Origin of the sequence: Massilia sp. BHUDP2, assembly GCF_046236355.1 — a bacterium.
In the GTDB taxonomy this organism is placed as follows: domain Bacteria; phylum Pseudomonadota; class Gammaproteobacteria; order Burkholderiales; family Burkholderiaceae_D; genus Telluria; species Telluria varians.
On the sequence record NZ_JBJUVW010000001.1, the window covers coordinates 1,746,086 to 1,759,814 of the forward strand.

Annotated in this window: 13 protein-coding genes; all 13 read right to left on the reverse strand. The window is 67.7% G+C overall.

The annotated features are described in order from the left end of the window. Nucleotides 1-9: 9 nt before the first annotated feature. The 13 genes from ACK6C6_RS07870 to ACK6C6_RS07930 all read right to left on the reverse strand — a co-directional run bounded on the left by ACK6C6_RS07870 (nucleotide 10) and on the right by ACK6C6_RS07930 (nucleotide 13,580). Complete coding sequence (locus ACK6C6_RS07870) at nucleotides 10-1,155, reverse strand: CpaE family protein (RefSeq protein ID WP_409266735.1); 1,146 nt, start codon at nucleotides 1,153-1,155, stop codon at nucleotides 10-12. A gap of 21 nt (nucleotides 1,156-1,176) precedes the next feature. Then, complete coding sequence (locus ACK6C6_RS07875; protein ID WP_409266737.1) at nucleotides 1,177-1,617, reverse strand: TadE/TadG family type IV pilus assembly protein; 441 nt, start codon at nucleotides 1,615-1,617, stop codon at nucleotides 1,177-1,179. Next, nucleotides 1,614-2,039 (reverse strand): TadE/TadG family type IV pilus assembly protein, encoded by a 426-nt coding sequence (locus ACK6C6_RS07880; RefSeq protein ID WP_209586241.1) that lies wholly within the window; start codon nucleotides 2,037-2,039, stop codon nucleotides 1,614-1,616. Before ACK6C6_RS07880 ends, ACK6C6_RS07875 begins: the two co-directional genes overlap by 4 nt. A gap of 10 nt (nucleotides 2,040-2,049) precedes the next feature. Further along, nucleotides 2,050-3,261 (reverse strand): pilus assembly protein TadG-related protein, encoded by a 1,212-nt coding sequence (locus ACK6C6_RS07885; RefSeq protein ID WP_409266739.1) that lies wholly within the window; start codon nucleotides 3,259-3,261, stop codon nucleotides 2,050-2,052. Between the two features lie 91 nt (nucleotides 3,262-3,352). Beyond that, the gene (locus ACK6C6_RS07890; RefSeq protein WP_409266741.1) at nucleotides 3,353-3,568 is read right to left on the reverse strand and encodes a Flp family type IVb pilin; all 216 of its coding nucleotides are present in this window, start codon (nucleotides 3,566-3,568) and stop codon (nucleotides 3,353-3,355) included. Nucleotides 3,569-3,675: 107 nt separating this feature from the next. Further along, nucleotides 3,676-3,960, reverse strand: a complete 285-nt coding sequence (locus ACK6C6_RS07895; RefSeq protein WP_409266743.1) for a hypothetical protein — start codon at nucleotides 3,958-3,960, stop codon at nucleotides 3,676-3,678. Next, nucleotides 3,957-5,426 carry a type II and III secretion system protein family protein gene (locus tag ACK6C6_RS07900; protein WP_409266744.1) on the reverse strand — a complete coding sequence of 490 codons (1,470 nt, stop codon included), beginning with the start codon at nucleotides 5,424-5,426 and terminating at the stop codon, nucleotides 3,957-3,959. The genes ACK6C6_RS07895 and ACK6C6_RS07900 overlap by 4 nt, the downstream gene beginning before the upstream one ends. A 40-nt stretch (nucleotides 5,427-5,466) precedes the next feature. Continuing rightward, complete coding sequence (cpaB, locus tag ACK6C6_RS07905; protein ID WP_409266746.1) at nucleotides 5,467-6,306, reverse strand: Flp pilus assembly protein CpaB; 840 nt, start codon at nucleotides 6,304-6,306, stop codon at nucleotides 5,467-5,469. Between the two features lie 18 nt (nucleotides 6,307-6,324). Continuing rightward, complete coding sequence (locus tag ACK6C6_RS07910; RefSeq protein WP_409266747.1) at nucleotides 6,325-6,909, reverse strand: prepilin peptidase; 585 nt, start codon at nucleotides 6,907-6,909, stop codon at nucleotides 6,325-6,327. Nucleotides 6,910-7,127: 218 nt separating this feature from the next. Beyond that, nucleotides 7,128-8,195 (reverse strand): L-dopachrome tautomerase-related protein, encoded by a 1,068-nt coding sequence (locus ACK6C6_RS07915; RefSeq protein WP_409266748.1) that lies wholly within the window; start codon nucleotides 8,193-8,195, stop codon nucleotides 7,128-7,130. Then, nucleotides 8,192-9,382, reverse strand: a complete 1,191-nt coding sequence (locus ACK6C6_RS07920; RefSeq protein ID WP_209586249.1) for a DNA topoisomerase IB — start codon at nucleotides 9,380-9,382, stop codon at nucleotides 8,192-8,194. The genes ACK6C6_RS07915 and ACK6C6_RS07920 overlap by 4 nt, the downstream gene beginning before the upstream one ends. A gap of 234 nt (nucleotides 9,383-9,616) precedes the next feature. Then, nucleotides 9,617-11,263, reverse strand: a complete 1,647-nt coding sequence (locus ACK6C6_RS07925) for a Na+/H+ antiporter (protein ID WP_409266749.1) — start codon at nucleotides 11,261-11,263, stop codon at nucleotides 9,617-9,619. A gap of 79 nt (nucleotides 11,264-11,342) precedes the next feature. Continuing rightward, nucleotides 11,343-13,580: an ATP-binding protein gene (locus ACK6C6_RS07930; protein ID WP_409266751.1), complete on the reverse strand. Its 2,238-nt coding sequence runs from the start codon at nucleotides 13,578-13,580 to the stop codon at nucleotides 11,343-11,345. Nucleotides 13,581-13,729: the final 149 nt, after the last annotated feature.

The window sequence follows — 13,729 nt, forward strand, 5'->3', positions numbered from 1 at the left end:
ATCCTCCACTCAGGCGCGCTTGAACAGGCGTTCCACCATCCCCAGCTGGGGTTCCCTGGGCGGATTCAGGGCCGCGGCCAGGGCGACGAGGTTGCGGATCACCCCATGCTTGCGCTCCACCTGTACCAGGGGCACGCCCTGGTTGATCGCGCTGCTTACCTGGCGCCAGCCATTCGCGATGGTGTGGATCGGAAAGGAGCCGAGGGTACGCTGCACCTGTTCCAGCGTGACTTCGCTGCGCTTGTCGTAGCGGTTGACGATCAGCTCGACATTGTCGGTCGCATACTCCAGCGAGCGCAGGATCGACAGCAACCGGTCCGCATTGCGCAGTTGCGGCACGCTGGCCTGGAGCACCACGAAGGTCGTCGAGGCCAGGTCCAGCGCCGCCACCATGATCTCGTCCAGATGGCGGGGAAGGTCGAGCAGCACCGCGTCATACTGGGTAACCGCCTGCTTCAGGATGGCTTCGACATGCTCGGCCCGGATGTCGGCGGCCTGCGCCGGTTCGTTCGGCGCCGCCAGGATGCTGAAATTGTCCGACACCTTGACCGCCACCCCCTCGAGCAGGGCGGCATCGAGGCGGTTGAGGTCGCGCGCCAGGTCGGCGATCGTGGCCTGGGGCCGCTTTTCCTGCACGAAGCCGAGCGCGTCGCCGAACTGCAGGTTCAGGTCGATCAACAGGGTCTTGTGGGTCTGTGCCATCTGGTGCCCGAAGTTGGTCGCCAGGAAGGTGGTCCCGCTGCCTCCACAGCTGCCGACGAAGGCATGGATGCGGCCGAGAGCTGGACCGCGCGTCGCCGCGCGCTTGGCGGCAACGCGCTCGACCGCCCCGACCAGCAGTTCCTTCAGCTGCGACAAGGGGACGACTTCGCGCACGCCGGCGCGCATCGCGTCGAGCAGGAACTCCGGCGCGGGCCTGTCGCAGGCGAGCAGGATCGCGACCTGCGGATGGCGCAGCGACAGGCTTTCCGCTTCCGCCAGCACGGCGCGGCCGCGGATGCCGGCGTCGAACAGCACGAGGTCGGGTGCATTGTTCTTGGTGCTGGCGTGCAGCTCCGCAAGGCGCAGGCGGACAAGATCGTAGCTGCTGCGCGTGAGGTGCGCACTGGCCTGCTGGAGAAAACTGGTGTCGTCGGATACGATGATGATCTTCATGGTGGTGGCCTCGGGAGAGATTTAGCAATCGACCGCGCTGTGCGGATCCTGGCGCATCATTTCGCGCGGAAGATAAGTGGAGAATCCGGGCATCGCGATGATCCGGTCGCCGATCGAAGCGGGAATAGGGGCGATCCAGTTGAAGCGTAGTCCCGTGATCGAGACCGTGACGCTTTCGCACGTGGCGGCAGTGCAGCCGACCGGAGCCCAGGCGAGGTCGATGGCGTTCACCTGGGGGAGCAGGCCCTGCATCCGGGCCAGCACCAGGTCGCGGTTGCCGGTGTCGGCGCAGGCCACGGCGAAACGCGCGCCAAGACGGGTGACTTCGCTGGCCGCGCTCCAGGTATGCAGCAGGCGCGCGAAGTCGAGCAGGCCGAGCGTGAACATCAGGAAGGTCAGCAGCGCCAGCGAGAATTCGACGATGGTGGCGCCGCCCTGCCTGTTGCGGATGGAAGAGTTCATGTCGGGCTCCGCATGGTGGCCCGGATCGGGCCGAAGCTCAGGATCTCGAACCGGGCACCGAATACATTGCCGAGCATCGGGACGAACCGGTAGTTCTGGACGGTGACGGTGACGGTGTTGACCGTCGGGTAGCTGCCGGTCGTGGCCCAGACCGGGTCGGGAACGTTACTGGCGCTGAGCCCGGGTATGGAGGCGCGCGAGGCGCCCTCCGGCCTGCCGTACACGACGATGTTCCGGGCCTGGGCAATCCCCGTGCCCGGTGCGCGCACCGAGAGGTAGCGGGCGGCCTCGCGCACCGACTTGGCGAGCTCGCCGTAATGGTAGATGGCGCGTCCCAGTTCGGCGGTCATCACGAGCATGACCAGCAGGAAGGGCAGGATGAGCGCGAATTCGACCAGGGCGACGCCGCGTTGACGTGTCATGATGGACTCCTCACAGGACCAGCACCGGCACCAGCGGTCCGGCGCTGCCGCCGGGCAACCCGCTGGCGATGCAGGGGCTGCCGGGCTCGGAGGCGTTGCCCAGGTATTCGAGCTGGACGTCCGCCATCGGCGAGGGTACGGGCTGCAGCATCAGCATGCAGGCGAAATCGACGACCTTGTTGGCGCCGTTCACCACCGGCACCGGGGCGATGCGGCGGTTGCCGCCATAGCGCCGCAGCTCGCCGCCGCTGCCCGGCGTCGCCAGCGACTGGAAGGAGTTCAGCTTGATGCCGGTCGCCGTTTCGCAGGCCGCCAGCGACGCAGCGCAGGCGGCGAACGCGAGGCGCTTGGCCTGGAAATCGGCCAGGGCATTTCTTCCCGGCGCATGGTTCTTGGCGGTGTAGACATAGCCTGTGTAATCGGGTTGGGCCCGGTCCGGCCCGCTATTGTTCTTGTAGATGCCGAAGCGGGCGTTCCAGACGTCGGCGACCGATTGCTGTACGCCCGGCGTTCCCAGCTGGTCGTTGACCCGGGTGCCGCAATATCCTTTTAGCTCGGCCTCGGTTTCGGAGGCGTTGTTGCTCCCGTCCAGGTTGGCCCAGCCGATCTGGCCATTGGTCGCGCTACCCTTGCTCAGCAGGGTGAGCCATTCTCCCTTGACGAAGCCGTAGTCGGGCTTGACGCCCGGCAGCCTGGGTTTCAGGGCCAGCGGCAGCGGGCAAGTGGACTGCGATGGTGCCAGGGTCGCTTCCGCGCGGGCGAAGACGTCGGCCCCGGCATCCGCCACCGCATTGTTGCCGAATACGGCCAGCATCCTGAGCAGGGGCGTGGCGGTGGCGCGCTGGGTGTGCTCGCAGCGTGCGTAGCGCGCCTGGTCCGGCGTGGTGGTCAGGGTGTGGTTGGCGTCGCGGAAGCTCAGGTTGTTCGCATTCAGCCGGCCCCTGCCGTTCCAGTTACCCGACTGCATGACCACGCCGTTGGCGTTGCCCGCAGCGAGGCCGGCATTGGTGGCGCGCACCAGGGCGTCGGGCTGGCGGTCCAGCTCCTGCGCCGCCGCCAGCGCGCAGGCATCGGTGGCGGTCTGCAGTTCGGTCTTGACGATGAACAGGCGGCCGAAATCGAGGGCGATGCCGATGAAACCGAGCAGGAAGAACAGCATCAAACAGACGGTGACGATGAAGGCGCCGCGCTGCTTGCTTATCCGTACGATTCCCGCATGCATGATGGGCTCCTGGTGTTGGCGTCGTCAGGTGAGAGCGGCGGGCCAGGCAGCGCGCTTCCTGCGCTGCCCGCGCCGCAGTTGCGAGTGATGCTTATTCGCAGGTCGCCGTGGTCAGGCAAGCTTCCACGCGGTCGATAAAGTCCGAGAACGGGCCGCCGGTTGTGCCGTCGCCGGCGAGCTTGGCCAGGGCGACGACCAGGGCGATCGAGACCACGGCGATGATCAGGCCGTACTCGACGACCTGGGCGCCGTCTTCCTCGCGGGCGAAATTGGCGAACAGTTGCTTGGCTGCGGTGATGGTGTTCATGGTCATTTCCTTTCAGGTGGTCATGGAAAAACCGTCAGGCAACATGCCTGTCCGGGTACTGCGGGCACAGCGGGAGTTTCGGGTACTGCGAATGCATTTACTGCGTGTCACTTGGCGGCGCCGCCACCGCCCGTCATCCCGCCGATGTTGATGACGGTGGTGACCGGTGGCGGTTCCTTGAACGAATCCTGGTAGCGCTTGATCGCTTCCCTTGCGGCGCGGCCGTCGAGTCCCCCGGCGGCGTCGCCCCTGGCAGCGGCGTTCGGGTCGATCGTCATCGCCAGGCGCGCCGTGCGGACCGCCTCGCCGAAGCGCATGTCGTACTGTGGGGTGGGCGAGTGGGCGCAGCCGGCCGCCGTCATCGCCGCGCACAGTAGCGCGAGGGTTTTCATGGTTTGCTCCTTTCGCCGGGATGTTGCCGGCCTTCCAGGTCGCCGTTCAGGTAGACGCCGGCGCGCTCCGGGAGGACGTGGTTGTCGGTGGGTAGTGCCGGCGCCGCCGCTAGCGGCTTGACGAGGCGCGGGGTGATGACGAACATCAGTTCGGTCTGGTCCTTCTGGAACTCGGTGCTGCGGAACAGGGCGCCCAGCACCGGTACTTCGCCCAGTCCGGGAAAGCGCTTGACCGTCTGGCTGACGTCGTTCTTGATGAGACCGGCGATCACGAAGCTCTGGCCGTCGTTGAGCTGCACCGTGGTATCGGCGCGCCGTACCGAGAACGAGGGCAGGATGGCGGTCTGGCCCGAAATCGTCGTGAACGGCGAGCCGGTCTGGGACAGGTCCGACACCTCGGACACCATCTTCAGGTTGATGCGGCTCCCGCCCAGCACCGTCGGCGTGAACTTGACGCCGATGCCGAATTCCTTTTCTTCCAGCGTGATGGTGCCGAATCCGCCAGCACCCGATTCCCGTGCGACCGGGATGAAAATCTTGCCACCCGAGAGGAAGCTCGCCTGCTGGCCGCTGATGGCCATGATGTTCGGCTCGGCCAGTACGCGCACCAGGCCATCGTCCTTCTGGCCGTCGACCTGGACCGCCGTACGACCGATGCGCATCGCCTCAAGCAGGCCGCCGCCGCCGCTCAGGAAGTCGGACAGCATTGAAAAGGTATCGCGGCCGCCGTTGCGGTTGCGCGTCAGTCCGACGCTGGCGCCCAGCTTGTCGAGCAAGGTCTTGCTCACTTCGGCAATCTTTACTTCCAACATCACCTGCTGGGCATTGCTGACGCGTAGCAGGTTGACGATCCTCTTGCCGTCGCCGTAAGAGGCGGCCAATGCCATGACCTGGTCGAGCGTCACGCTGTCGCCGACCTCGCCGGTCAGCACCAGGCTTTGCTCGGCGGCGCGGACCTTGATGCCGCGCTCGTCGGGAACCAGCTCGGCCAGCATGTCCTGCAGGGCGCCCGGGTCGACCGCGACGATGATGTCCCTGATATGGCAACGCCCCGTCGTGTCCTGGAGGATAACGTTCATGGCGCCGGGCTTGCGGCCCAGGACGAAGAGTTCATTCGTCGCAAGCAGGGTGATCTGGACATCCGACACACCGTCCGCATCGCCGCTGGAACGCGCGGATCTTCCAGGACCTTCCTCGCCGGACTCCGCCTTCGGCACGGCCGCCGCGTTGGCCACGTTGCGCCCGGTCGGCGCGCCGCCGACCACGATCCGGGCGACCTGGTAGGGCAGGGCCACGACGCTCGACTTGCCCAAGGTAACGTAGAGCGGCTTGCTCACTTCGGTGGCGCTGCACTTGCGCAGGCTGGCCGTGTCGCGCGAGGCGCCCGCCGGCTTGGCTGCCGCTGCAATGGCCGGGGTGGCGTTCAGGGCGGCGGCGAGCAGCAGTGCGAGTGTAGTGGGGCGCATGGATGTTCTCCGGGTGTTGGCTGGTTGTCGGCAGTCGGTCTCAGCGGAAGCAGCTCAGGCGTGCGCTGCCGTCTGGCATGGCGATCACTTCCACGCAGGGACCGCTCGCCGCCGCCACCCTGGGGGCGGGGGTGCGCCGCGGTAGGCGGGCGGGCGCCGCGGCCTTGACGATCTGTGGTTCGCCGAACAGTTCGCTCTTGGTCGCGCCACGGGTGTCCACCTTGGCCGGGTCGGTCTGGTTGCGCAGCACCAGGGACAGGGTGCCGATGCTGCGCGCCAGGTCGAGCTTTTCCGAGTCTTCCAGCGACAACTCGAGGGTGACGGCGCTGACGACCTTGGGCTTGGTGTCGTCGCGGCCCGCCTCCTGGGCCACGGCCAGCACCAGTACGTGTTCGAGCACGGTCTTGCTGATCGGCTTGCCATTGCCTCGGGCGTCGCCATCGCGCTCGGCATGCACGAGAATGTCGACGTAGTTGCCGGGCAGGGCGAAACCAGCCACGCCCACGACTTCGTTGACGCGTACCGTCATGGCGCGCTTGCCCTCGGCAATCACCGCCGACAGCCCGCCTTTCGTGCCCACCGGCGCCAGCTTGCCCTCGATAATGGGCTCGCCTTTGACCACATCCAGCTTCACGACGCGCTCCTTGAGCAGGGCCGCATTGTTGACGGCTCCCGCCGGCAGCGAGGCGCTCGGCCAGTCGACCATCATCAGCATTTCCGGCGTCAAGCGGCTGCCTGCCGCGACGTCCACCGCGGCCACCGCCACCTTGTTCGACGCCACGTTGGCGCGCTGGCCGATCCAGGTGTTGGCGTAGACAGCCGCGGCCAGACCAAGTCCGACGGCGAGGACAGCGAAGATCAGTGCTTTGAGGTTCTTCATGGCGTGCACCCTGCGGAATCAGAGAAAACCGAAATGCCGGCCGACGACGCTGGCGATGGTCCCGGCCGCGATGGCGAGCCCGAAAGGCAGCTTGCCGACCGATTCCCAGCCCTGCAGCGCGCCGCTCAGCGGAGTACGGGTGACGAGCGCAGCGCCGCCCTGGTAGAACACGCGGCCGACATTGGCGAACATCAGGCGCAGCTTGCCGTGCCAGAGGGAATACCCGATGGCCAATATGCCGCCCGCGATCAAGGAGGCGAGCATGGCGTCGGTGATCGCATCCAGTCCGACCAGCGTACCGACCATGGCCATCAGCTTGACGTCGCCGGCGCCCAGTACCCGCAGCATCCACAGCGGGAACAGCAGGGCCAGGGCAACCCCGCCGCCGCCCAGCGACCATAGCAGCCCATGGTCGCGCCAGAACGGCACGAAGGCGCTGTACAGCAGCCCGAGGGCGACGCCCGTCATCGTGAGCCTGTTGGGAATGCGGCGGCTGCGCACGTCGGTGACGGCAGCCCAGATGAGGAGGCTGAACAGCAGGACTGTGCGCGGGTCGGTGGCAAGCATGCCGGCCAATTCGAGAAATGCGCTGAATTCATCCATTTTCTATCACCCCGCTTTGATCCGGCCCTACAACTGCGTTAGTTGGTAAGAAGCTGGATCAAAGTTAATGCAGCGGGGCGGGGAACGGCATCAGCCGGCTATCCTGATTCGGCTAGGCGGGTGTCCTGATTTGTCCTGGTCATCTAGACAGGGCGCCTAGGACTTTTGCGGAGACGGGAGAGGCCGCCGGACGGTACCGGCGGCCATACGGACAGCGACTATGAGGCGTTTGCCGGCTTGAGCTTCCACAACTGGGTCGGCAGCGCCGGCGGCGCATCCGGCTTGAAGAAGGCCGAATCCTGGATGTGCGAGGTGGTCACGTAGACCGTGCCGTCCGGACCCTGGGTGAAGGTGTCGGGCCAGCGCAGGCGCTTGTCCTGCACCAGGATCTCGGGCTGGCCGCCGGGCCCGGCGTCGAGGTCGCGCACTTTCACCGCATCGTCCTCGACCGCGCTGAGCAGCATCCGGTTGGTCCCGCGCAGGATCAGAAGGCCGTCCGAGACGCCGTTCTTGCCGTATTCCTCGACTTCTTCGCCCACGTCCTGCCCCTGCATGCCCTTGCCGGTCAGGGTGGAGGTGGCGATGCGGTACAGGGTATCGCCCTTGATCGCCTGCCAGTACAGCCACTGGCCGTCATCGGACAAGGCGATGCCGTCGGCCGAGAACTCGACGCCGCGCCCGTCCGGCCGGCGCAGCTCCTCGCCGTCGGCCTTCACGTTCAGCCCCTTCTTCATCTGGGTGGACGGATGGCCGTCGAGCAGGCGCACCGTCTTGCCGCCGGCAAGATCGACGACCAGGATCGCCCCGACCACGCCCGAATCGGTGATGAAGGCATGTTTGCCGTCGTTCGAGAAGCGCACGTCGTTCAGGTAGGAGCCCTGCGGGGCGGCTTCCTCGTCGAAGGCGATGCTGCGGCTGACCCGGTCGGTGGCCAGGTCGATCTGCACCAGCTTGGCGCCGCCCGATACCAGGTGGGCCTGCGCGGGCGCGGCCGGATCCAGCACCCACAGGCTGCCGCGGCCGTCGGCGACGATGCTCTGCACGCAGACCCAGTGCCGGTCGGGCGGCAGTTCATCCTTGCGCGCGTTGCGCCAGGCGTTCCATTCCTCGTCCGGGTAGGGGCGCAGGCTGCCGTCCTTGCCGACTTCGGCCACCGACACCGCAGTGTCCTCGGTCCAGCGCGGGAAATTCACGAAGATCCGGTTGTCCTCCGAGACCGAGACGCCGGTCACCTGGTGCTCGAAAGCTGCGACCTGCTCGATCGACCATCCTGACTGCTTGCTCATGCTGCTCCTCTCATGGCTTGGGGCGCGCTGCGGCGGCGCGGCGCGCGCTTGGGTTTGTCGGTCTTTCCAGGTACGGCCCTGGCGCGCTTCTGCTCCTGTTCCTGCTCATGGCGCAGGCGCTGCTGCAGCATGGCCAGCACCGCGGCTTCTTCCGGCTGCAGGGCGTGCAGGTCCTCCTTCAGTTCCTGCTCGGTGCGCTCGCGCAGGGTTTCCAGCACGGCGCCGTCGAGGTAGGCGTCGAGCACCACCGGGTGCACGTAGCACTTGCGGCAGACCGTGGGCGTATTGCCGAGCTTTTCGGCCACCGATTCGATCGCGCGCACGATGTTCTTCTTGGCCTGGGCCTCGGAGTCGAACTTCTCGAACTCCTGCAGGGCCAGGGCGGCCAGCACGGTGCCCGACCAGGTGCGGAAATCCTTGGCGGTGTAGTCCTCGCCGGTGATCGAGCGCAGGTAGTCGTTGACGTCGCTCGAGTCGATGCTATGGGTTTCGCCCTCGTCGTCCACGTACTGAAACAGTTCCTGGCCGGGCAGGTCGCGCGAGCGCCGGATGATGCGGGCCACCCGGCGGTCGTGCACCTCTACCTTGTGGTAGACGCCGCTCTTGCCGCGAAAGCGGAACTCGACGTCGCTGCCGTCCACCTTGACGTGGCGGTTGCGCAGGGTCGTCAAGCCGAAGGACTTGTTGGTGCGCGCATATTCCTCGTTGCCGACGCGCATCATGGTCGCCTCGAGCAGGTAGACGATGGTGGCCAGCATTTTCTCGCGCGGCATGCCGGGCAGGGACAGGGCGCGGTCGACTTCCTTGCGGATGGCCGGCAAGGCCTGGCCGAAGCTCAGCATGCGCTCGTACTTCACCTCGTCGCGCACGGCGCGCCACTTCGGGTGGTAGCGGTACTGCTTGCGCCCCCTGGCGTCGCGGCCGGTGGCCTGCAGGTGGCCGTTGGCCTGCGGGCAGATCCACACGTCCGTCCAGGCCGGCGGGATCACCAGCGACTTGATGCGGGCAAGGCTTGCTTCGTCGGTGACCGGGTCGCCGCCGGCGTCGAGGTAGCGGAATCCGTCGCCGGACTTTTCGCGCCGGATGCCGGGGCGGTCGTCGTGGACGTAGCGCAGGCCGGCGGCTTTCGCGGCGGCGGGTGGATCGCTGAGCGGGTTGTCGGCGCTGCCGTTTTCTTCGCTGTGCATGGGCTTCCTTCCAGTCTGGTTGCCCGATCCTACGCCGAAGCCGGCACCCGCGCCGTACGGGAGCTAACGTAGTGCGCTAAGTACTCGACAAGAAATAAATGTGAATTTTGGCGAACAGAACCGGATGCGATGCAAGGCGGCGAGTGCGCCGCAGTGCGAGCACTGCAAGCAGGAGCCAACGCAGCAGCGCGCCGGTTATGGAAGCCAAAAACACATTTATTTCGGGGCGAGTACTTAGTGCTGGCGGCTGGGCTGGTAGCGCGCCTCGACCAGGTCGATCTCGCGCACCAGGCGGCGCGCTGTCTCGTCGGAAATCTGGCCGTTGCGCGCCATCCGCAGCAGCACCTTGCGCTCCGCCGCCAGCGCGGCCAGCCGGTAGTGGCGTTCCGCTTCCTCGGCCACCCGCGCCCGGCCCGGATGGTGGCTGTCGCCGGCCCCGCCGAGCCGGTGTTGGTACATGCCGCGCACCTGCTCGGCGGCGCTGGCATGGAGGTCGGCATCCTTCTCGTCGAAGGGCTGGGGAGGGCCGGCGCTGTCGATAGCGCCCAGCGCCGCCAGTGCGGCCGCCTCGCGCGCCTGGTCCTCCTCGGCATCGAGCGTGGTTTCCGGCGGCAGTTCCAGCCCGTGCAGGACGCGCGGCAGGCCGATGCTGGCCACCACCAGGGAGATGACGATGACGGCGCTGGCCAGGAATACCGCCAGGTCGCGCCCCGGGAAGGGTTCGCCCCCCGGCAGCGCCAGCGGCAGGGTGAGGATGCCCGCCAGGGTGATGGCGCCGCGCACCCCGGCCAGCGAGGTGGCCAGGATCAGGCGCTTGCGCGGCATGATGCCGGCACGCCCCTGGCGCCGCGCTGCCGCCATGGACAGCCGCAGCGAGACCCAGACCCACACCAGGCGCAGCACGATCAGCCCGAAGCTGATCGCCAGCGCATGCCCCGCCAGCCACCAGAAGTCGCGCGGCACCGCCAGGTCCGGGCCGTTCACCGCGGCGCGCACGATGTCCGGCAGCTGTTCGCCCAGCAGCACGAACATCACGCCGTTGAGTGCGAACTGCACGGTATCCCAGACCACGTTGCGGCGCACCCGGGTGGTGGCCAGCGCCCGTCCGCTGAGCTCCACGTAGCTCATCGTGACGCCGGCGGCGACCGCCGCCAGGATGCCCGAGGCGCCGATGTGCTCGGCCACCAGGTAGGCGCCGAAGGGCAGCAGCAGGTTGAGCAGGATCGGGGCGCCGGGCTCCTCGCCGAAGCGCTTGGCCAGCAGGCGCTGCAGGCCTCCCATGGCCAGCGTGACCAGCACGCCCGAGGCGATGCCGGCCAGCGCCACCCACAGGAAGGTGAGCGCGGCGTTCGACAGCGAGAAGGTCCCGGTGAGGGCCGCCGCCACCGCGAAGCGGAAGCACACCAGGCCGCTCGCATCGTTGAGCAGGGATTCGCCTTCCAGGATGTGCATCAGGCGCGGCGGGATCGGCACCCGCGCCGCGATCGAGCCGACCGCCACCGGATCGGTCGGCGCCAGGATGGCGGCCAGCGCGAAGGACACGGCCAGCGGCAGCTCGGGGATCAGCCAGTGGATCAGGAAGCCGGCGCCGACTACCGTGAACAGCACTAGGCCGAGCGCCAGTTCCAGGATCACGTTCTTGTCGCGGAACAGCCCGACCTTGGGAATGCGCCAGCCGTCCAGGAACAGCAGCGGCGGCAGGAACAAAATGAAGAAGGTGTGCGGATCGAGCCGCACCGGATGCCAGCCCATGCTGGCGATCAGGACGCCCAGCCCGATCTGGACCAGGGGCAGCGGAAGGGCGATCGGCAGCACCCGTACCAGGTAGCCGCTCGCCACCACCGCCACCAACATGGCCAGCACCACCCCGACTTCACCCATGCGCGCCCCTCGATGTAAAGCCCGATGATATGCGAAGCGCTGCCGGGGCGGCGTCGCCCAGGGAGTGTGGCCTGTTGCCTCAGCTGTTGGCCGGTGCGGCGCCGGCCGAGGCCAGCAGCTCGCTCAGCTGCACCGTATTGACCGGCTTGACCATGTAATGGTCGAAACCGGCGTCGCGGGCGGCATCGCGGTCCTGCTGGCGGCCGTAGCCGGTGGCGGCGACGAGCAGGGCGCCGCTGGTCTGCGGCAGGCGGCGCAGGCGGCGCGCCAGTTCGTTGCCGTCCATGTCCGGCAGGCCGATGTCGAGCAGGCAGACCTGAGGCGAGAACACCTTCGCCACCTCGATCGCGTCCAGCGCGTTGTAGGCGATCTCGACCCGGTGTCCGCTGGAGGCCAGGAACAGGTTGAGGGTATGGGCGGCATCCAGGTTGTCGTCTACGACCAGCACGCGCAGCGGCGCCTGGGCGGCGGCCGCATGGCGGACCACATCGAGCACCTGCACCTCGGCTTCCGGCCCGTAGCGCGGCAGGTGCACGGTGAAGGTGCTGCCCTTGCCGAGTCCCGGGCTGGCCGCGCTGACGCTGCCGCCGTGCAGCTCGACCAGGCTGCGCGCCAGCGCCAAGCCCAGGCCCAGGCCGCCCTGCGAGCGGTCCGGGGTGCGCTCGGCCTGGGTGAACAGGTCGAACACGCGGTCCACCAGCGCCGGCTCCATGCCGATGCCGTCGTCGGTGACGGTGAGCACGTAGCTGTCCTCGTCGTCAAACAGGCGCAGCGTGATGTGGCCGCCCTCGGGCGTGTACTTGGTGGCGTTGCCCAGCAGGTTGGCCACCACCTGCACCAGGCGCTTGTGGTCGCCTTTCACCCGCACCGGCTCGCTCGGCAGGTCGAGCACCACCTTGTGGCGCCGCGCCGAAATCAGGGGGCGGATCTGTTCGGCCGCGTCGTCGACCACCTTGCGCAGGTCCAGCACCCCGGTCGACAGCGAGACCAGGCCGCGCGTGACGCGCGACACGTCCAGCAGGTCGTCCACCAGGCTGGTCATGTGCTCGACCTGGCGCGCGATGATGGCGCAGGTCTGGGTGATCTGGGCGTTGTCCGAATGGAGCAGCTTGAGCAGGTGAGCGCCGGTGCTGATCGGCGCCAGCGGGTTGCGCAGCTCGTGGGCCAGCATCGCCAGGAATTCGTCCTTGCGCTGGTCGGCCGCGCGCAGTTCGCGTTCGGCCTGGCTGCGCGCCGCCTCCTTGGCCTGCAGGGCGGCCGCCATCTCGTCGAGGGCGACGGCCAGGCGGCCGATCTCCTCGTTGCCGGAGCTGATGCCGGAACGCGCCTGCAGCTCGCCGGCCGCGATGCGGCGCGCGGTGTCCATCAGCTTGCGCACCCGCTGCACGATCAGGATGTCGCCGGCCAGCCAGGCGGCCAGCAAGGCCAGCATGGTGGTCACGCCCAGGCCCAACAGCGACATCAGCTGGGCCTCGCGCGCCGCCGCGGTGATGGTTTCGACCGGCACGCCGATGGTCACCGTGTATTCCGACAGCGAGGGTCCGCCCACGCGGGCAAAGGCATGCAGGCGCTCGATGCCGTCCTCGCCGCGCAGCAGCACCGGGCGCAGCGCCGGGTCCCGCATGGCGGCGAGCAGGGGCGCGCTGATCTTCTTGCCGAACCAGCGCTCCGGATCGGGCCGGCGCGAGATCAGGAGGCCGTTGGCGTCGGCCGTCTCCAGGATCGAGCCGGCCGGCAGGTTGATCTCGTTGACGAAGGTGTCGAGCCCGGCCAGGTCCATGGCCGAGAACACCACGGCCACCACCCGGCCGCTGCGGTTGGTGACCGGGTAGGTGAGGTTGATCGTATGGCGCCGGATCACCCGGCCGAACACGTAGTCGCCGGCGATGAAGCGGCGTTCGGCGATGGCGCGCCGGAAGTGGCTGCGGTCGCCCAGGTTCACCGGGTGCAGCATCGGCACCGCGCTGCAGGTCACCTCGCCGCCCAGCTGGATGAGGCCGAAATTGGCATAGCCTTCGTTACGGTCGAGGACGTCGGCCAGCAGCGCGTTGCAGCGCTCGGTCGGGCCCATCAGGTCCGGCACGCTGACCAGGTCCACCAGGATCTGGCGTGCGCGATCGAGCGACTGGGCTTCGTTGGCGGCGGCCATGCCGGTCAGGCGCTGCAGATTCTCTTCGGAGGCGCGGATCGCCGCCTCGCGTTCGCGCACGCCGCCCAGCACCGTCATGACGGCGATGGGGGTGATCGCCAGCGCCACCAGCAGCATCAGGCGGCTGCGCAGGCTGTTCAGGCGTAGGCGCTGGAGCAAAGGATTCATTCAGTCTCGGTGAGTGCGGTTGCCCATGCACCAAGAAGGTGCAGGCGTTTCTGTATTGTACTAAAACAATGCTGTCGGATATACCGCTTGCAAGCTGCTCTCAACATTGCTTGACACTTAAAGCATTCGCGCATGTAAGATGTCGGCAA